The organism is Microbacterium immunditiarum, from assembly GCF_013409785.1.
GTDB lineage: Bacteria > Actinomycetota > Actinomycetes > Actinomycetales > Microbacteriaceae > Microbacterium > Microbacterium immunditiarum.
On sequence record NZ_JACCBV010000001.1, the window covers coordinates 160,104 to 177,522 of the forward strand.

The window sequence follows — 17,419 nt, forward strand, 5'->3', positions numbered from 1 at the left end:
GGCTGTTCCCATCCCTCGCCGCGGCGTCTGCGCGCCACCATGAGGCCGGCCCGCTCACCAGTCGTCGTCGCTGGTACTCTGCCGGACGGTGGACTCGATCCACGCCTCCACCTCGTCCAGCGCATACAGCACCGACCGGCCGGCCTTGCGGAACTTCGGACCCTTGCCCTCGTACCGCCACATCGCCAACCGGGCGGTCGTGATGCCCGGAAGCATCCGCGCCACCTGCTCCGGACTCAGGTAGGTGTGGCTCAACTCGTTGGCCCGCGATGTCGTCGGTGTCGCCATGACTCACTCTCCTTGCTTACTCGCGTCGTGGATTGACAAGAGTGAACCATGGTCTGTATATTCGCGTCAAGGGTACGCAATAGCGGATCTGCGACGCGGAAAGGCATACTGAGGAGGTGAAGGTCGACGTGAGAACCCTCGACGGCAAGCCAGTGACGTGGCGGCATGCCACCGTGCCGATCGGGGCCGCGCTGCAGATCGTCCCGGCATTCGTCGCGACCGCCACCGAGCAGGACATCGAGGTGGACGCCACCGTCGAGGCCCACTACCGTCCCGAGGCGGGGCGGTATCTGGTCAGCGCGGTCACTGCCCGCGCAGTGAACCCCGATGGCAACGTCACCTCGAACGTGCTGCGCACCGTCCGCGTCGGCGAAGTGCTCACCGCCGCGGTGCCGCGCTGCATCACGGTCGAGCACGAGTTCTTCGCGCACCGAGCCACGGTGGACCAGCTCACCACCGCCGAAGGCCGGCTCATCCCCGAAGACTTCGCCGCACAAGCCCGCAAGGCCGGACCCAAGCCCGACACCCTCGAACTCGTGCAGCTGATCTACAGCGTCGCCGCCCTCGCCGGCGTCATGCCCATCAAGGCAGTCCAGGACGAACTCGGAATCACCAACCGCACTGCCGTGTACTGGACCACCAGAGCTCGCGCCGCGGGCCTGCTCGACGGCATCACGTTCCCCGTCGGCCGAAAGGCCGATGGGTAGCATCAAGCCCTACAAGACGAAGAAGGGCCGCCGCTACCTGGTCCGGTATCGCAAGCCCGACAACAGCCAGACCGACAAGCGCGGCTTCACAACCCACAAGGCCGCAGAGCAGTTCCTCGCTCGCGTCGAAGTCGCCAAGTCCCGCAACGAGTACATCGACCCGAAGGATGCCCGCGCCACTATCGAGGAGCTCGGCCCGGCGTGGCTGCTCAACCGCACGCGCGTGGTCAAGCCCTCCTATGCACGGACGTTGCAGTCCGCGTGGGAGGTGCATGTCCAGCCGAAGTGGGGAGCACGGCGGATCGCGACGATTCTGCACTCCGAGGCACAGGACTGGGTCTCCGAGCTGAGCACACGCCGGTCGGCGACGACCGTCGCCCGCGCGTATGGCATCCTCGCCGGCATCCTGGACACCGCGGTGAAAGACCGACGGCTCTCCTCCAACCCGGTGCGCGGGATCAAGATGCCCCGCAAGAAGAAGAAGCCGCACGCCTACCTCACCCACACCCAGGTCGACATCCTCGCTGCGACGTCCCTGTACCCGACACTGGTCTACTTCCTCGCCTACACCGGACTGCGGTGGGGCGAGGCGACCGGGATACGAGTGAAATACGTCGACTTCACCCGGCGGCGTGTACGGATCGAAGAGAACGCCGTCGACGTCGGCGGGAAGATAATCGTCGGCACCCCGAAAGACCACGAGAAGCGATCCGTCCCGTTCCCCCGATTCCTCGAACGGGGCATCCGCGACTGCGTGGCGGACAAGGGCGACGAGGGTCTGCTATTCGGCGACGGCGAGGAGCACGTGCGGCAGCCGTCGTCACAGGACGGATGGTTCGTCGCCGCCGTCAAACGCGCCCGGAAGATCGACCCGTCGTTCAAGAACGTCACCGCGCACGATCTGCGGCACACCGCGGCAAGCCTCGCGATCAGCGCCGGCGCGAACGTTAAGGCGGTCCAGCACATGCTCGGGCACGCCAGTGCTGCCATGACCTTAGACACCTATAGCGACCTGTTCGACGACGACCTCGATGCCGTCGCCGAAGCGCTCGACCGCGCCCACGCCGGCATCAGCGGCATCCGGCGGCCGAGGGCGCGGGCGGTGGAGGCTAGGACGAAGCGCCGTGGCTCGCTGTTCAGCGGCCCCGGCGGTGAACGCGACGCTGCTGCACCGCTGTCGGGGACAACGCCCACGTCCTCTCGGTCGCTGGAACTGTGAGCGTCGCCTCCGCGCGCGCAACCGCGTCGTGCGCGTCGCGGTGCGCGCCGACATCCCACCACTTGCCGTCGACCAGCACGTACGCGGTGTAGAAGGTCGTGCGGGCACGGCCCAGCTGATGCGCCTCGATCACCGCGAGCAACTCGCCGCCCGCGCAGCGCTCCCACCGATCGCGACCCGCAGCATCGAAGTCGGGCAGGTCCAGCACCGCTCCGAACGCGCTCGCAGAGCTCATTCGTAGACCACAACGATCGTCCACGCCTCCGCGATCAGCCGGACATCGAAGACGCGAGAGTTCCCCGGTGCCGTCGACGCGGTGAACCGCCAGCCCTGCGGCCACACCGGCGGTTGCGTGACCATAGGCGGTACATAGTCAGGCTCTTCATGCAACCGCGTCGGCGTGTCGATCACCCGCCACCGCCGTCCGCCCCACAGCATCGCCGCCGGTACACCGTTCGTCATCCACACATTGACGATTTCTCGAGTTGCAGCCTCCACGGGGCGCTCCAATTGCTAGAACATTTATACTACATAGGAGAGCGTGTGCCGCTACATCACTCGAATCTATACCTGACATTGGCGAGACGGTCCGAGTGTGCCAGCGCGCGGCAGGCTCCCCGACCAGGACGCGGTGGGGGCTGGCTCTAGACCCAGCTCGGAGCAGAACCGAACTCGGCCGGATTGCGTCCAGCCGCCTCTAGCTACGCCGAGCGGAAGAGCTCGCCGAGCGCATCGCGCGGGTCAGGCGGATCCGGTAGCGCCAGACGCGCGCGGATGCTTTCAGGCGTCGCGCCAGTCTCCTCTATCTCTGCGATCGCGCAAGCCCACTTGAACGAATCGAGCTTCTCCCCGTAGTTCGCCTCGTAGCGCAACCGCTGGATGACTCCGCCTAACCCCATCGCTAGGACCAAGAAGAGGCCTTTCAGCAACTCCGTCGTCTGCGCCCCCTGCGTGAATCCCATCTCGAGAGCACGAATGTGCTCATCGTTCGCGCCGCGCTTCCTCGCCTTCGCGACCCTCCGCTGCACCTCCGCGGTGAGTTCGTCAGGCGTGAGAGAGACGACGTCGTCCACCGCAGTCCGAATCCGCTCGGGCATCTTGGCCACCAACGCAGACACCCGGTCGAACGTTACAAGCGCGTCCAGGCGATGGGCCAGGTGATTGCGCTCCCGATTCACCAGCTGAACCGCGGTTGCAAGATCCTCGTCCACAAGCCCGAAACCGTCACAGATGTTCAACTTCGCGTTGAAGGAGGCGCGATCGAGAACGACCTTCGCCCGCTCTCCTCGGAGCTCGATAATCGTCGTCAGCGCCTGTTCGAGTAGAAGGTGGCCACGCAGAAAGATCATGCTCATCTGGGCGTGCCGGTCGAACAGAAGGTCACTGAACTCAATCGTCCCGGCATACTTCGAAGCCACGACAAGTATTCAACCAGGATGCGCTGCTTACGCCCCCCTCCCGTGTGGTTGCGGCGTAATCCCTCGATCAGCGATCACGTGGCCGCCATGAAGCCGTAGCGCTGGGCCTGACTCCGCAACAGCCGTGGACGAATGTACGAATGGATCAGGAGGAACGCTGGCTGTGAGTACGGGGCCACGACACGCCTCGATACCGACCGGGGTGCCTCGTCCGCCGCCACAATCAGAGGGCTCTACCGGATTCACCTGGATTCGCTTGTGGGTGAAATGTGGGTGAAACGCGTCCGCGGCGAATGGCGAAGGCCCCGACTCCCGCGGAATTCCGCGGATCTCGGGGCCTTCAGGCTGGCGGTGACGGTGGGATTTGAACCCACGGTAGGGGGTTACCCTACACAACTTTTCGAGAGTTGCACCTTCGGCCGCTCGGACACGTCACCGCCGTCCAGTTTACGACAGACGGACGGATGCCGCGAATCGGCGCCGCATCCACCGCCTGGCCCCTCGCCGAGCATCCGCCGCGCCACCCTGGCCCACTCCACTCGCCCCCTGCCAGACTGACCCCATGGCCGTCATCGAGAACTCGAAAGTCACCGTCGTCGGCGCGGGGAGCGTCGGCTCGAGCGCTGCGTACGCGTGCCTCATCCGGGGGTCGGCGCGCCACGTCGCGCTGTACGACATCGCGACCGAGAAGGTCGAGGCCGAGGTGCTCGACCTCGCGCACGGCACGCAGTTCACGGGGTCGAGCGACATCGTCGGCGGCAGCGACGTCTCGGTCGCCGAGGGCTCGCACGTCGTCGTCATCACCGCGGGGGCGAAGCAGAACCCGGGGCAGACGCGCATCGAGCTCGCGGAGGTCAACGCCGGGATCATCCGCTCGATGATGCCGCAGCTGCTCGAGGTCGCGCCGAACGCGATCTACGTCCTCGTGACGAACCCGTGCGATGTGCTGACGGTGCTCGCGCAGGAGGCGACCGACCTGCCGCTCGAGCGCATCTTCGCCTCGGGCACCGTCCTCGACACGTCACGCCTGCGGTGGCTGCTCGCGCAGCGCGCCGGGGTCTCGACGTCGAGCGTGCACGCGTACATCGTGGGCGAGCACGGCGACACCGAGTTCGCCCTGTGGTCGGCGGCCACGATCGGCACCGTGCCGATCCTGGACTGGCGACCGGCCGACGGCTCCGCCCCCTTCACACCCGGCGAGCTCGACGAGATCGCCGTCGACGTGCGCGACGCCGCCTACAAGGTCATCCAGGGCAAGGGTGCCACGAACTACGCGATCGGACTGTCGTCCGCACGCATCGTCGAGGCGATCCTCAACGACGAGCACGCCGTCATGCCCGTCTCGACGGTGCTGCACGACTTCCACGGCGTCGACGGCGTCGCCCTGTCGGTGCCGTCCATCGTGAGCGCGACGGGCGCGGCGCCCATCCGCGAGACGTCGTTCTCACCCAAGGAACTGGAGCTGTTCCGCCACTCGGCCGACGCCTTGCTCAAGGTCGCAGACTCCCTCCGCTGACGCGGCGACAGCCGCAACGGATGCCGCCCGAGCACCGCCTCACATCGCGACACCGGGCCACGCCGAGCCCCCGATCCGGCAATGTCGCACGCGGCGAATAGCCTGGCCGCATGGCCTCCCGACGCCCGACCGCCACCGCTCCCTACCGGTGCACCGAGTGCGGGTGGACGACGATCAAGTGGGTCGGGCGCTGCGGCGAGTGCCAGCAATGGGGAACGGTGGTCGAGGCATCCGAGCAGACCGGCATCACCCGTACGATCGCGCCCGTGGCGCCCGCTGCCGATCGCGCCGCGCGGCCGATCACGGCGATCGACACGCGCGACTCGCCCCGCCGAACGACCGGCGTCGGCGAGTTCGACAGGGTGCTCGGCGGAGGCCTCGTACCGGGGGCCGCGATCCTGCTGTCGGGCGAGCCGGGCGTCGGAAAGTCGACGCTGCTGCTCGACGTCGCGGTGCAGGCCGCGCGCAACGGGCAGCGTGTGCTCTACGCGAGCGCCGAGGAGTCGACCGCACAGGTGCGCCTGCGCGCCGAACGCACCGGCGCGCTCCACGACGAGCTGTTCCTCGCGAGCGAGACGGATCTCGCGACGATCCTCGGGCACGTCGACGAGGTGCAGCCCGAGCTGCTCATCGTGGACTCGGTGCAGACGGTGTCGTCGGCGCTGTCCGAGGGGATGGCGGGGCATCCGTCTCAAGTGCGCGAAGTCGCCTCGACACTCATCCGCGTCGCGAAACAGCGCGACCTGCCCGTCGTGATCGTCGGGCACGTCACGAAGGACGGGTCGATCGCCGGCCCGCGCGTGCTCGAGCACCTCGTCGACGTCGTGTGCCACTTCGAGGGCGACCGGCAGACGTCGCTGCGGTTCGTGCGCGCGCTCAAGAACCGGTTCGGGCCGACGGACGAGGTCGGATGCTTCGACATGACCGGCTCGGGCATCGCCGAGGTTCCCGACCCGAGCGCGCTGTTCCTCGGACACGGCGCGCCCGTCGCAGGCACGTGCGTCACGATCGCGCTCGAGGGTCGGCGGGCGCTCCCTGTCGAGGTACAGGCCCTCACCGTCGAGAACAAGGGCCCGAACCCGCGTCGCGTCGTGAACGGCGTCGATGCGGCGCGCGTCGCGATGGTGCTCGCGGTGCTCGAGAGGCGAGCCGGCATCCGGGTGTCCGACCAGGACGTCTACGTCTCGACGGTCGGCGGCGTGCGGCTCGTCGAGCCCGCGGCCGACCTCGCGATCGCGGTCGCCGTCGCGAACGCCCTGCGCGATCGCTCGCTCCCCCGCAGCACCGCCGCGATCGGCGAGCTGTCGTTGTCGGGCGAGATCCGTCCGGTGACGCAAGCCGCGCAGCGGCGCACCGAGGCCGAGCGGCTCGGCTACCGCACGATCGTCGACTCGTCGAGCACGTCGCTGCGGGCGGCGCTCGATCGGCTGCGAGTCGACGTGCAGCCGCGGGTGGGCGACGACGTTCCTGCGTTCTAGGTAGACAGGGTAGACAATTCAGGTAGACTTCTACCGTGAGTCTCAACATCAAGAATGAGGATGTTCACGCCGCCGTGCGTGAACTCGCTGACGCTCTCGGCGTCAGTCAGACGTCCGCCGTCGAGGCCGCAGTCCGCGACAAGCTCGACGCGCTGCGCACTGAGCGGCGCCGCGCCGAGCGCGAGCGGCGGATCCGTCAAGCGGTGGCGGAGCTGCAGGCTGCCGTCGCGGACGACGGTGCGGCCATCGATCTGTGGGCCTACGCCGACGGCCTGTACGACCGCGACACGGGACTTCCCCGGTGATCATCGACACGTCGGCGCTCATCGCGATCGCGCTCGCAGAACCGGGATCAGAAGAACTGGCGGATGCCATGGCGAGCGCCAATCGGCGCCTCATGTCGGCGGCGACGTACGTTGAGGCATCCGTCGTGATCGACGCTCGGCAGAACCCCGTCGCAAGCCGCCTCTTCGACGAGCTGTTCGACGACATCGAGATCGTTCCCGCTACCGCCGAGCAGGCGCGCATCGCACGGGAGGCGTACCGCGACTACGGACGCGGGTCGGGGCATCCGGCTCGGCTCAACTTCGGCGACTGCTTCAGTTACGCCCTCGCGACCGAGCGGCGCGAGCCGCTGCTGTATGTCGGCGGCGACTTCGCGCACACTGACATCCGCTCAGCACTCGATCCGGCCCGTCAGGCCGGCGCAACTGCGAAGAGCTCCAGCCCTTCGCAGGCCGCCGGCACATAGCCGCCGCTCACGGGGGAGAACCCGCCGCCGAGGGCGATGCGATCGCCGTGGCGGTACTCCTCACCGTCCCACACGAGGACGGTGCCATCCGCTTCGAGCGTCGCGTCGCCCGCGGGGAAGACCGGCACCGCGATGTGCCCCTCCGGTGACGCGACCTGCACGCACGCAGGGTCGAGCACGAGGGTTCCCTCGAGGAGCGCGTCCATGCCGGCATCCGGTCTCGGATACACCGCCAGCGGACCCGATGACGGAACGTCTCCGCCCGACGATCCGGCGCAGGCAGACAGCGCAAGCGCGACGACGAGCACGGATGCCCCGGCCCACCGCCGCCCCGGAGGAGAAGGGCGAGCGCGGGCGGTCATGGTGAGATCCTCAGCGGCCGCGCGCGCGCCGGCGCTGGCTCGGAGCGAACCCGAGCGCCACGGGGATGATGAGACCCGCGGCGCACACGAAGGCGACCATCACGAACTCCATTCGCGGGAGTCTGCCAAACGGGTACCGTGATGTCGAGATCCGTGTGGGAGTGTTGCGCAGGTCGGACTCTCACTGAGTGAGGCGCCGCCGGGTGGTCACGCGTCGAGCGCGGCGATCAGGTCGGCCGGAGAGGCCTGCATCGCGTGCGGGCCCGCGATGTCGAAGAACACCGTCGTGATCTCGTCCTCGTGCACCTCGAGGAAGGCCCGGAGCCAAGCCGGCGACTGCAGGGCGACCCCCGGCGGCAGTGACTCGGGCTTGTTCGCGGCGTCGCTGAACAGCAACAGCGCGACGTCGCCCGTGCGGGGGTCGCGATAGGTCCAGACCTCGCCCGCGTCGAGCGGATTGTCGCGCTCGCCGACGCGCAGCAACGGGACGACGGTCGGGCCGTGCCGCAGCGCGAATGCGACGGCCGCCATGTCCTGCGTCTGGAGCGCATCGGCGAGCTGTGCGTTGCGAAACTCGAGCGGCGGTAAGCCCTTGCGCTTCGCACGACTCTGCTTGCCCGATGCCATCCGTCCAGCGTAGTGGCGGTGGGCAGCGACGAGCGTGGCCCTCTCAGATCGCCTTGGGATGGGCGACCCGAGAGGGCCGACTGCTCACCGCGGTGCTCGCAACTCGCTGGGGTCGAGTATCGCTGTCTGGGGTCAGCGCGAGCCATCTCCGCTCGGGAGCTGATTCAAGGCTAGGTGAGCTCGAAACATTCGTCTGTCCCCTCTTCGGGGGACAGACGATGAGAGAACTCTCATTTAACGGGATCGGGCCCTGCAGAGAGGCCCAGTGAATGGGCTCACAGTACTCGACGACGGATCAGTATAGAAGGAACTGCTTCGACTGCGTCGAAGTGAAGCCGCCGATCTCGACGCTGAGGTGATACGAGGCGCCCCCCGCGCCGGCTCGCGGCCGCTCGTCGTCACCGCACGTCGAGATGGAAGAGCGCGTGCGATCCCACACGATGGGCGTCGCGCTGGCGACGGCCTGGCCGGCCTTGAGCGTGACGACGACGTCGCTGGGAGCCGACTGGCAGTCCGTCGAACGCCACCACGTGTCGCTGCCGCTGCTGATGACGAACGACTGCGTCGCGGTGCCGACGTTGATCGTGCAGTCCTGCGCCGAGACGTTCGTGAGCCTGATCGACAGCTGCGGGTTCTGGCCCGACGCGTACGTGTCCTGGTCGGTGACCGCCTCGACCGTCACATCCCGCGCGCGGCAGGGATCGATCGCGGGCGTCGTGGACGGCGGGGCGGATCCCTCTTCGGGTGGCGTCGACGTCCCCGGCGGCGCCTCGGTGCCCGCCTCCTCCGCGGCAGGGGTCTGCGAACCGCCGATCTCGGGCGCAGGGATGGCGGTCGTGGCATCCGTCGTCTCGGTGCTCGACGGAGTGGCCGCAGGGCCGGCCGCGAACGCGTCGGCCCAGCTGCGCCACGGCTGCGCGATGAGGAGCCAGATCGCAGCGATCACGATCAAGAGCCCCAGCAGCACCGTCAGCCGGCGCCGCCGATACACCGCGGGCGGATGCCGCCGTCGCCGTGTCGTGCCGCTCATGCGTCCAGGGTAGGTCTCGCCCCTCGCCGCGCCCCGACGGCACGCCCGGGATCAGCGCGTGCGCAAGCCGTCGAGCGCGACGGCGAGCACGTCGCCCGCGAGCTCGTCGGCGCCCTCGGGACCGGTCGGCCGGTACCACTCGACGATCGAGTTGACCATGCCGAACACGAGACGGGTGGCGACGGATGCCTCGATGTCGGCGCGCACGGACCCCTCGGCCTGCGCCTCGCGCACGAGCGCGGTGATCGCGTGGTCGAACGCCCGACGGCGTTCGAGCGCCGAGCGCTCCACCGCGCTGTTGCCCCGCACGCGCAGCAGCAACGTCACGTACGGAAGTCGCGCCACAAGGACGCGCACCGCCCCGCGGAGCACGAACGCCAGCCGCTCGGTCGCGGTGCCCTCGGTCGCGCCGGGCTCGACGAGGACTCCCTCGAGGGCGCCGAGCGCCTCCTCGAGCGCGACGCCGAGCAACTGCTCCTTCGAGTCGAAGTGGTGGTAGAGCGCCGACTTCGACAGCCCGAGCCGGTCGGCGAGGGCCGAGATCGGCGTCGCATCGAAGCCGTGCTCGTTGAAGACGGCGACGGCGACGTCGAGCACCGCGTCCTGGTCGTAGCCCGGGCGGCCTCGGCGCGAGGCGACGGGAGGCTCGGCGGCGGTCGTCACGGGCTCCAGTCTGTCACCGCCGGTGGCGGATGCGGGTCGTCTCTGCCATAATTCCTGAACGATCGGTAAGTAATGGCGATCGAGAGGACGACGATGCCCGAGCCCGCGACGCGCGCCTGCTTGCGCGTCGAGCGCCTGGCTGATCGGGTGGTCGCGACCCTCGATCGTCCCGAGGCCCGGAACGCGATCGACCAGGCGATGATCGACGCCCTCCATGCCCTGTGCGCAGAGCTCGAGGCGTCGCCGGCGGTGCTCATCCTCACGGGCGCCGACGGCGTGTTCGCATCCGGAGCCGACATCGCCCAGTTGCGCGACCGGCGCGCCGAGAACGCGCGCCGCGGCATCAACGCGCACGCCTTCCGCCGCATCCGCGCGCTCCCGATGCCCGTGATCGCCGCGATCGACGGCTGGGCGCTGGGCGGCGGCGCCGAGCTCGCCTATGCCGCCGACCTGCGGATCGGCACGCCGCGCATGCGCATCGGCAACCCGGAGACGGGCCTCGGCATCATCGCGGCCGCCGGTGCGACCTGGCTGCTGCCGCGGCTCGTCGGCGACGCCCGAGCGAGCGAGCTGCTCCTCACGGGTCGGGTGCTCGACGCCGAGGCCGCCCTCGCCTGGGGGCTCGTGTCGTCACTGCACGAGCCCGACGACCTGCTGCCCGCCGCACACGCGCTCGCTGATCGGATCACCGCGAACGATCGTCTCGCCACGATGCACACGAAGCGCGCGCTCCTCGCACCGGAAGAGGCACACCCTGACATCGAGCTCGAGTTGCAGGCAGAGTTGTTCGAGAGTCCCGAGAAGTTCCGCCGCATGACCGACTTCCTCGAGAGGAAGAAGCGATGAGCTCCGTTGACCCGTCGTCTCGCTTCGCTCGCTCCGGGCCCGAGGGGTGGGGCGCCGCGCGCTCGCCCGGGGTGAGCCCGTCGACCCACGGCAACGCCCGCGCGGCGACCGAGGACTCCGCCGCCGGCTTGACCTCGCGCGTGCCCGAGCGCGTCGGCGTGCTCGGCGGCGGCCGCATGGGCTCCGGCATCGCGCACGCGTTCGCCGTTGCCGGTGCACGCGTGGTCGTGGTCGAGCGGGACCGCGAGTCGGCGGATGCATCGGGGCGCCGCATCCGCGATTCCCTCCGTCGCACGGCCGAGCGCTCTGCCACCGCGGGCGAGCCGCTCTCACCGCTCGACGCGCTCTCGTCGGCGTTCACGATCACGACCGACGTGTCGCTCTTCGCGTCGTGCGGCCTCGTGGTCGAGGCGGTTCCCGAGGATCGCACCCTCAAGGCCGCCGAGCTCGCGCGGGCGGAGGCGGCGATCGCGCCCGGTGCGGTGCTCGCGACGAACACGTCGTCGATCCCGATCGAGGCCCTCGCCGAGAGCCTCGCGCGTCCGGAGCGCTTCCTCGGACTGCACTTCTTCAACCCCGTGCCGTCGTCGCAGCTCGTCGAGATCATCGTGGGCTCGTCCACCGATTCCGCGGTGGTCGACGACGCGTTCGGGTGGGTGTCCGCCCTCGGCAAGCGCCCCATCATCGTGCGCGACAGTCCCGGGTTCGCGTCGAGCAGGCTCGGCGTGATGCTCGGGCTCGAGGCGATCCGCATGCTCGAGGAGGGCGTCGCGAGCGCGGAGGACATCGACGCGGCGATGGAGCTCGGGTACCGGCATCCGATCGGGCCGCTGCGCACGACCGATGTCGTCGGACTCGACGTGCGCCTCGCGATCGCCGAAGAGCTCGAGCGCACGCTCGGCGAGCGCTACACACCTCCCGAGCTGCTGCGCCGCATGGTCGCCGACGGGCACCTCGGCCGCAAGTCCGGCCGGGGCTTCTACGAATGGAATGACAGATGACACAGATCGTGGCGAGCTACCTGAGCGACGAATGGTGGCGACCGGATGCCGCGACCGACGCCGCCGTCGTGCGAGACGCGTCGACGGGCGAGGAGGTCGCGCGCATCAGCGCGGCGGGCGCCGACATCGCGGGCGCGCTCGAGCATGCGCGCACGGTCGGGCAGCGCAGCCTCAGCACGATGACATTCCATCAGCGGGCCCTCCTGCTCAAGCAGTTCGCGCAGGCGCTGACCGAGCGCAAGGCGGAGCTGTACGAGCTGTCGAAGCACGCCGGAGCGACGCAGCGCGACGCGATGATCGACGTCGACGGCGGCATCGGCGTGCTGTTCACCTACTCGTCGAAGGGGCGCCGCGAGCTGCCGAACGCGTCGGTGATCGTCGACGGCCCCGTCGAGGTGCTCTCGAAGGACGGCTCATTCCTCGGACGGCATATCTACACGCGCCTGCCGGGTGTCGCGGTGCAGATCAACGCGTTCAACTTCCCCGTGTGGGGCGCGCTCGAGAAGTTCGCACCGGCCTTCCTCGCGGGTGTGCCCACGCTCGTGAAGCCCGCGACGCCGACGGCGTACCTCGCCGAGGCGTGGGTGCGCATCCTCGTCGAGTCGGGGCTGCTCCCGGCCGGATCGCTCCAGCTTCTGAGCGGCTCGGCACACGACCTGCTCGACCACCTGCGACTCGGCGATCTCATCGGGTTCACGGGGAGCGCGTCGACCGCGGAGCGCCTCCGCGCGCACCCGAGCGTCCAGACGGGGGGTGTGCGCTTCACCGTCGAGACGGACTCGATCAACGCGTCGGTGCTCGGCCCCGATGCCGAGCCCGGGACGCCCGAGTTCGAGGCCTACGTGAAGCAGCTGATGGTCGAGCTCACGAGCAAGACCGGGCAGAAGTGCACCGCGATCCGGCGGGCGATCGTGCCCGAGGCATCCGTCGACGCCGTCGTCGAGGCCCTCCGCTCCGCGATCGAGAGCCGCGTCGTGATCGGCGACCCGCACCACGAGTCCGTCACGATGGGCCCGCTCGTGTCGACCGAGCAGCGCGACGACGTGCTGCGGCAGGTCGCCGCGCTCGAGTCGGCGGGCGGCCTCGTCCTCGTGGGGTCGACGGATGCCCCACCCGTCGTCCACGCCGACGGCACCGTCGCCCCGGCGCCCGAGGGCGCCTTCGTGGCCCCGATCCTCGTCGGCTTCGGCCACGACGCGCCCGACGCCGTGCACGAGGTCGAGGCGTTCGGACCGGTCGCGAGCCTGCTCCCCTACTCGACGCTCGACGAGGCGGCGCGCCTCGTCGACCGGGGCGGCGGCTCGCTCGTCACGAGCGTCGCGACGAACGATCCGGCGGTCGCGGTCCAGCTGCTCTCGCACATCGGCGCCTACAACGGACGCGTGCTCTTCCTCAACCGCGACAACGCGCGGACCTCGACGGGCCACGGCTCGCCCGTGCCGCACCTCGTGCACGGCGGTCCGGGGCGCGCGGGCGGGGGCGAGGAGCTCGGTGGCATCCGCGCGGTGCTGCACCACATGCAGCGCACGGCGGTGCAGGGTTCCCCCGAGATGCTGACCGCGCTCACCGGCGTGTGGCATGAGGGCGCGCCCGCGCGCCACGACGTGCATCCGTTCCGCAAGTCGCTCGCCGAGCTGCGCCTGGGCGATCAGTTCGCGTCGGAGCCACGGTCCGTCACCCTCGACGACATCGAGACCTTCGCGCACTTCACGGGCGACACGTTCTACGCGCACATGGACGAGGCCGCGGCCTCCGCCAACCCGTTCTTCCCCGGACGGGTCGCGCACGGCTACCTGCTCGTCTCGTGGGCGGCGGGCCTGTTCGTCGACCCCGATCCGGGCCCCGTGCTCGCGAACTACGGGCTCGAGAACCTGCGGTTCATGACGCCTGTGTCGCCGGGCGACGAGATCCGCGTCGTGCTGACGGCGAAGCAGATCACGCCGCGCGAGACCGAGGACTACGGCGAGGTGCGCTGGGACGCGGTCATCCGCAACCAGCGCGACGAGACGGTCGCGACCTACGACGTGCTCACCCTCGTCGCGAAGGAGCACGCCGCGGTCGCGACCGCCTGAATCGTCGCTAGATCCGGATCAGACCCTGCGTCGAGGTGCTCGTGAAGGCACCCGACCAGAACCACAGGCCGGTGAAATGGCCGCGGAACCAGACGTTGTTCCCCTCGACGCTCTCGCCGTGCGTGAAGGCGTTGAACGTGCCCGTCACGCCCGCCGCGAGCGAGCCGCGGATCGCCGCCTGACGCGTCGGAGCCGCGCGTCCGTTGACGAACGCCTTCGACACGCGCTGCTGCGAGCCCAGCATCGCCGGCTGCGGACCACCGCCGATGCGGTTCCCGATCCACGTGACCGGGTCCACCGTCCTGATCAGCTGGCCGTTGCGGAAGAACCGGATCTCGACGTGGTCGCACGCCCCCTGCGCGTTGCCGGACGCGCCCATCATGCCGATGAGCTGGCCCGCGACGACCTGAGAGCCCGCGCCGACCTTGAGCGTGTTCTCCTTGATGTGCATGCGCACGATCGTCACGGTGTGCCCGTCGATCTTGTTCGGCAGGTCGATCGCGACCGACACGCCGGCCGCGGGGGTGAGCACGCCGGCGAACGTCACGCGTCCCGGCTCGATCGCCCGCAGCTCGTTGTATCCGATGAAGTCCGCCCCTGCGTGGGTACGGCCGCCCGGCCGCGGTGCGCCGAACTGTCCCCCGTTCGAGACGAGCGGTCGTTGGACCAGCCCGTTCCCCCAGACCGTCATGATCCTTCTCCTCACAACCGGCAGGCCGGATCCGGAGCCTCGGATGCCACGGGCGGCGCTGCGTTCTTGCAAGAGGGGAGGGCCGGGCGGCGCGGGTGATACCCGCGGTGGGCGAGTCAGGCGGGGCGCGCGGGGTGGCGCGGCATCCCTCGCTACGACTTCGGCAGCGTGCGATCGGTGGTCAGCGACCGTCCGCGGAACTCCGCCACGACGTCGCCCGCGTCGTCGACGACGGTCACGTCATAGAGGCCGGAGCGCCCGTTGCGCACGCGGCGACGGGCCGTCGCGGTGAGCTTCTGGCCCGCCTGCGTCGACTTCAGGAACGTGATGTCGGCGCCCTGCGCCACGGTGATGCGCTCGTCCTCGTTGCACGCGATCGCGAACGCGGTGTCAGCGAGCGCGAACACGATTCCGCCGTGGGTGATGCGGAAGCCGTTCGTCATGTCGTCGCGCACGATCATGCTCACGACGGAGTGCCCCGGCTCGTCGTGCTCGACCACCATGCCGAGGGCGGCCGAGGCGAGATCGCGCTCCATCATGGCGCGAGTGAGGCGATCGGATGCCGCGTCGGCGCGGTCGGGATCGGTCGGTTCCGTCGTCATCGAGGGTCTCCGGGTCGAGTTGAGACCGAGCCTAATGCGGCCGTGGGCGACGGGGCGGCTTCAGGGCGGTGCATGCAGATTGCCTGCACAGCCGATAGAATGTCGACATGGCTGTGACGATCACCGTGCGGAACGTGCCCGACGAGGTGAGGGACGAGCTCGCAGCGCGCGCCGCCCGGTCGGGCCGCTCGCTGCAGGAGTACCTCAGCATCCAGCTGCGGCACCTCGCCGAGACCCCGAGCGCCGCTGAGGCGATCACGCGAGCCCGCCTGAACGCGAGGTCGTACCCCGATCTGTCGATGGACGAGATCGTCGAGGCCGTGCATGGCGCGCGCCGCTGACGCGGCGCCCGAGACGGTCGTCATCGATGCGTCGGCGGTGATCGCGCTCGTGACGTCGCGGTCGGCTGCGGCATCCGCTCTCGCCGAGCGCCTGACCGAGACGTCCCTGCACGCACCCCACCTGCTTCCGACCGAGGTGGACAGCGGCGTACGCGGGCTCATCCTCGGCGCACGCCTCACTCCCGAACAGGGCGAGGCGGCACGACGCGCCGCCCACGATCTGCCGATCGAGCTGTGGCCGTGGGCTCTGCTCACCGACAGAGCGTGGGAGCTCCGGGCGAACCTGTCGAGCTACGACGCCGGGTACGTCGCGCTCGCCGAGCATCTCGGCGCTCCGCTCATCACGGGCGACGCCCGCATCGCGCAGGCCGCGGGCGCCCGCTGCCGCGTCGACGTGTTCCGCTGATCCGGTCGGGCAAGCGGCTCGGGGTGACACGCGTCGGCAGGGTGGTGGCATAATAACTGAACGAACGGTCTGTAATTCGGATCGAGGATCCGTCAGGAGTCGACGATGACCACCACCACCCTCGACGAAGAGGTCGAGCGCTCCCCCGAAGAGGCGGCATTCGACGCCATCATCGACGCCGACTCGCGCGTCGAGCCCCGCGACTGGATGCCCGACGCGTACCGCAAGACGCTCATCCGGCAGATCTCGCAGCACGGCCACTCCGAGATCATCGGCATGCAGCCGGAGGGCAACTGGATCACGCGGGCGCCGAGCCTCAAGCGCAAGGCGATCCTCATGGCCAAGGTGCAGGACGAGGCCGGACACGGCCTGTACCTGTACTCCGCGGCGCAGACGCTCGGCATCACGCGCGACGAGATGACTCAGCAGCTCATCGATGGCCGCGCGAAGTACTCGTCGATCTTCAACTACCCGACTCCGACCTGGGCCGACATGGGTGCGATCGGATGGCTCGTGGACGGCGCCGCGATCTGCAACCAGGTCCCCCTGTGCCGCGCGTCGTACGGACCGTACGCGCGCGCGATGATCCGCATCTGCAAGGAGGAGTCCTTCCACCAGCGGCAGGGCTTCGAGATCCTCCTGACCCTGATGCAAGGCACCGCGGCACAGCGCGAGATGGCGCAGGACGCGGTGAACCGCTGGTACTGGCCGTCGCTCATGATGTTCGGCCCGCCCGACGACCAGTCGCCGAACTCGGCGCAGTCCATGGCGTGGAAGATCAAGCGCTTCTCGAACGACGAGCTGCGTCAGCGCTTCATCGGGATGCTCGTGCCGCAGGCCGAGATCCTCGGAGTGACGCTCCCCGACCCGAACCTGCGCTGGAACGAGGACACCGGCCGCTGGGACACGAGCGAGATCGACTGGGACGAGTTCCGCGAGGTGCTCTCCGGTCGCGGTCCGTGCAACGCCGAGCGGCTTCAGCGTCGCCGCGATGCGCACGAAGACGGTGCGTGGGTGCGCGAAGCGGCGGCGGAGTACGCCCGCAAGCAGTCCGAGAACGCACAGAAGGCGGTGGCGTGATGGCGACCCCCGGATCCGACGCCCGCGAGACCTGGCCCCTGTGGGAGGTGTTCGTGCGCGCGAACCGCGGCCTGAGCCACGTGCACGCCGGTTCGCTGCACGCGCCCGACGCCGAGATGGCGCTGCGCAACGCGCGAGACCTCTACACGCGCCGCGGCGAGGGCACGTCGATCTGGGTCGTGCCGGCGGATGCCATCACCACGAGCGACCCCGACGCGAAGGGCGCGTTCTTCGAGAGTCCGGCCGGAAAGAACTACCGGCACGCCGTGTACTACACGGCGTCGGAGGGGGTGCCGCACCTGTGACGCAGCCCTTCACCAC

Annotated in this window: 23 protein-coding genes and 1 tRNA gene; 13 read left to right on the forward strand and 11 right to left on the reverse strand. The window is 69.4% G+C overall.

Annotated features, from left to right (window positions below; genetic code table 11):
* Positions 1–54: 54 nt before the first annotated feature.
* Entirely contained in the window at positions 55–288 is a 234-nt protein-coding gene (locus tag BJ991_RS00675; RefSeq protein ID WP_179486559.1) for a helix-turn-helix transcriptional regulator, read from the reverse strand.
* A 128-nt stretch (positions 289–416) separates the two neighbouring features.
* On the opposite strand from BJ991_RS00675, the gene BJ991_RS00680 reads away from it, so the two are divergent.
* Entirely contained in the window at positions 417–995 is a 579-nt protein-coding gene (locus tag BJ991_RS00680; RefSeq protein ID WP_218852831.1) for a hypothetical protein, read from the forward strand.
* Entirely contained in the window at positions 988–2,214 is a 1,227-nt protein-coding gene (locus tag BJ991_RS00685; RefSeq protein WP_179486563.1) for a tyrosine-type recombinase/integrase, read from the forward strand. The genes BJ991_RS00680 and BJ991_RS00685 overlap by 8 nt, the downstream gene beginning before the upstream one ends.
* Here the strand turns inward: BJ991_RS00685 and BJ991_RS00690 are convergent.
* From BJ991_RS00690 to BJ991_RS00705, 4 genes are all read right to left on the reverse strand, one after another.
* The gene (locus tag BJ991_RS00690; RefSeq protein ID WP_179486565.1) at positions 2,132–2,449 is read right to left on the reverse strand and encodes a hypothetical protein; all 318 of its coding nucleotides are present in this window, start codon (positions 2,447–2,449) and stop codon (positions 2,132–2,134) included. The two genes, BJ991_RS00685 and BJ991_RS00690, sit on opposite strands and share 83 nt — an antisense overlap.
* Positions 2,446–2,724, reverse strand: coding sequence for a hypothetical protein (locus BJ991_RS00695; RefSeq protein WP_179486567.1), 279 nt, complete (start codon positions 2,722–2,724; stop codon positions 2,446–2,448). The genes BJ991_RS00690 and BJ991_RS00695 overlap by 4 nt, the downstream gene beginning before the upstream one ends.
* A gap of 191 nt (positions 2,725–2,915) precedes the next feature.
* The gene (locus tag BJ991_RS00700) at positions 2,916–3,632 is read right to left on the reverse strand and encodes a hypothetical protein (protein WP_179486569.1); all 717 of its coding nucleotides are present in this window, start codon (positions 3,630–3,632) and stop codon (positions 2,916–2,918) included.
* A gap of 346 nt (positions 3,633–3,978) precedes the next feature.
* Positions 3,979–4,069 (reverse strand) — tRNA-Ser (locus BJ991_RS00705).
* A gap of 125 nt (positions 4,070–4,194) precedes the next feature.
* Here BJ991_RS00705 and BJ991_RS00710 point away from each other — a divergent pair.
* From BJ991_RS00710 to BJ991_RS00725, 4 genes are all read left to right on the forward strand, one after another.
* Positions 4,195–5,148 carry an L-lactate dehydrogenase gene (locus BJ991_RS00710; RefSeq protein ID WP_179486571.1) on the forward strand — a complete coding sequence of 318 codons (954 nt, stop codon included), beginning with the start codon at positions 4,195–4,197 and terminating at the stop codon, positions 5,146–5,148.
* 110 nt (positions 5,149–5,258) lie between these two features.
* Positions 5,259–6,626, forward strand: coding sequence for a DNA repair protein RadA (gene radA / locus BJ991_RS00715; RefSeq protein WP_179486573.1), 1,368 nt, complete (start codon positions 5,259–5,261; stop codon positions 6,624–6,626).
* A gap of 35 nt (positions 6,627–6,661) precedes the next feature.
* Entirely contained in the window at positions 6,662–6,931 is a 270-nt protein-coding gene (locus BJ991_RS00720; RefSeq protein ID WP_179486575.1) for a type II toxin-antitoxin system VapB family antitoxin, read from the forward strand.
* Positions 6,928–7,377 carry a PIN domain-containing protein gene (locus BJ991_RS00725; protein WP_179486577.1) on the forward strand — a complete coding sequence of 150 codons (450 nt, stop codon included), beginning with the start codon at positions 6,928–6,930 and terminating at the stop codon, positions 7,375–7,377. The genes BJ991_RS00720 and BJ991_RS00725 overlap by 4 nt, the downstream gene beginning before the upstream one ends.
* Here BJ991_RS00725 and BJ991_RS00730 read toward each other — a convergent pair.
* From BJ991_RS00730 to BJ991_RS00745, 4 genes are all read right to left on the reverse strand, one after another.
* On the reverse strand, positions 7,323–7,739 hold the full coding sequence (locus BJ991_RS00730; protein ID WP_179486579.1) for a hypothetical protein: 417 nt from the start codon (positions 7,737–7,739) through the stop codon (positions 7,323–7,325). The genes BJ991_RS00725 and BJ991_RS00730 overlap by 55 nt on opposite strands.
* Positions 7,740–7,946: 207 nt before the next feature.
* Positions 7,947–8,366, reverse strand: coding sequence for a dehydrogenase (locus tag BJ991_RS00735; protein WP_179486581.1), 420 nt, complete (start codon positions 8,364–8,366; stop codon positions 7,947–7,949).
* A 295-nt stretch (positions 8,367–8,661) separates the two neighbouring features.
* Entirely contained in the window at positions 8,662–9,396 is a 735-nt protein-coding gene (locus BJ991_RS00740; protein WP_179486583.1) for a hypothetical protein, read from the reverse strand.
* Between the two features lie 51 nt (positions 9,397–9,447).
* Positions 9,448–10,059 (reverse strand): TetR/AcrR family transcriptional regulator, encoded by a 612-nt coding sequence (locus tag BJ991_RS00745; RefSeq protein ID WP_343048574.1) that lies wholly within the window; start codon positions 10,057–10,059, stop codon positions 9,448–9,450.
* Between the two features lie 72 nt (positions 10,060–10,131).
* Here BJ991_RS00745 and BJ991_RS00750 point away from each other — a divergent pair, with 72 nt between their 5' ends.
* The 3 genes from BJ991_RS00750 to paaZ are packed head-to-tail and all read left to right on the forward strand — an operon-like array spanning position 10,132 to position 13,978.
* Positions 10,132–10,905 carry an enoyl-CoA hydratase/isomerase family protein gene (locus tag BJ991_RS00750; RefSeq protein ID WP_425487515.1) on the forward strand — a complete coding sequence of 258 codons (774 nt, stop codon included), beginning with the start codon at positions 10,132–10,134 and terminating at the stop codon, positions 10,903–10,905.
* Entirely contained in the window at positions 10,902–11,906 is a 1,005-nt protein-coding gene (locus BJ991_RS00755; RefSeq protein WP_179486587.1) for a 3-hydroxyacyl-CoA dehydrogenase family protein, read from the forward strand. Before BJ991_RS00750 ends, BJ991_RS00755 begins: the two co-directional genes overlap by 4 nt.
* Positions 11,903–13,978, forward strand: coding sequence for a phenylacetic acid degradation bifunctional protein PaaZ (gene paaZ, locus BJ991_RS00760; RefSeq protein WP_179486589.1), 2,076 nt, complete (start codon positions 11,903–11,905; stop codon positions 13,976–13,978). The genes BJ991_RS00755 and paaZ overlap by 4 nt, the downstream gene beginning before the upstream one ends.
* Positions 13,979–13,985: 7 nt before the next feature.
* Here paaZ and BJ991_RS00765 read toward each other — a convergent pair whose 3' ends face one another.
* Together BJ991_RS00765 and paaI are read right to left on the reverse strand one after the other, a co-directional pair.
* The gene (locus BJ991_RS00765) at positions 13,986–14,669 is read right to left on the reverse strand and encodes a peptidoglycan DD-metalloendopeptidase family protein (protein WP_179486591.1); all 684 of its coding nucleotides are present in this window, start codon (positions 14,667–14,669) and stop codon (positions 13,986–13,988) included.
* Between the two features lie 152 nt (positions 14,670–14,821).
* Positions 14,822–15,271 (reverse strand): hydroxyphenylacetyl-CoA thioesterase PaaI, encoded by a 450-nt coding sequence (paaI, locus tag BJ991_RS00770; protein ID WP_179486593.1) that lies wholly within the window; start codon positions 15,269–15,271, stop codon positions 14,822–14,824.
* Positions 15,272–15,378: 107 nt separating this feature from the next.
* On the opposite strand from paaI, the gene BJ991_RS00775 reads away from it, so the two are divergent.
* The 4 genes from BJ991_RS00775 to paaB all read left to right on the forward strand — a co-directional run bounded on the left by BJ991_RS00775 (position 15,379) and on the right by paaB (position 17,403).
* The gene (locus BJ991_RS00775) at positions 15,379–15,612 is read left to right on the forward strand and encodes a FitA-like ribbon-helix-helix domain-containing protein (protein WP_179486595.1); all 234 of its coding nucleotides are present in this window, start codon (positions 15,379–15,381) and stop codon (positions 15,610–15,612) included.
* Positions 15,596–16,018, forward strand: coding sequence for a type II toxin-antitoxin system VapC family toxin (locus BJ991_RS00780; protein ID WP_179486597.1), 423 nt, complete (start codon positions 15,596–15,598; stop codon positions 16,016–16,018). The genes BJ991_RS00775 and BJ991_RS00780 overlap by 17 nt, the downstream gene beginning before the upstream one ends.
* 105 nt (positions 16,019–16,123) lie before the next feature.
* Positions 16,124–17,098 carry a 1,2-phenylacetyl-CoA epoxidase subunit PaaA gene (gene paaA, locus BJ991_RS00785; protein WP_179486599.1) on the forward strand — a complete coding sequence of 325 codons (975 nt, stop codon included), beginning with the start codon at positions 16,124–16,126 and terminating at the stop codon, positions 17,096–17,098.
* A complete protein-coding gene (gene paaB / locus BJ991_RS00790) occupies positions 17,098–17,403 on the forward strand; it encodes a 1,2-phenylacetyl-CoA epoxidase subunit PaaB (protein WP_179486601.1) in 306 nt (101 codons plus the stop codon). The genes paaA and paaB overlap by 1 nt, the downstream gene beginning before the upstream one ends.
* The last annotated feature ends 16 nt before the right edge of the window (positions 17,404–17,419 follow it).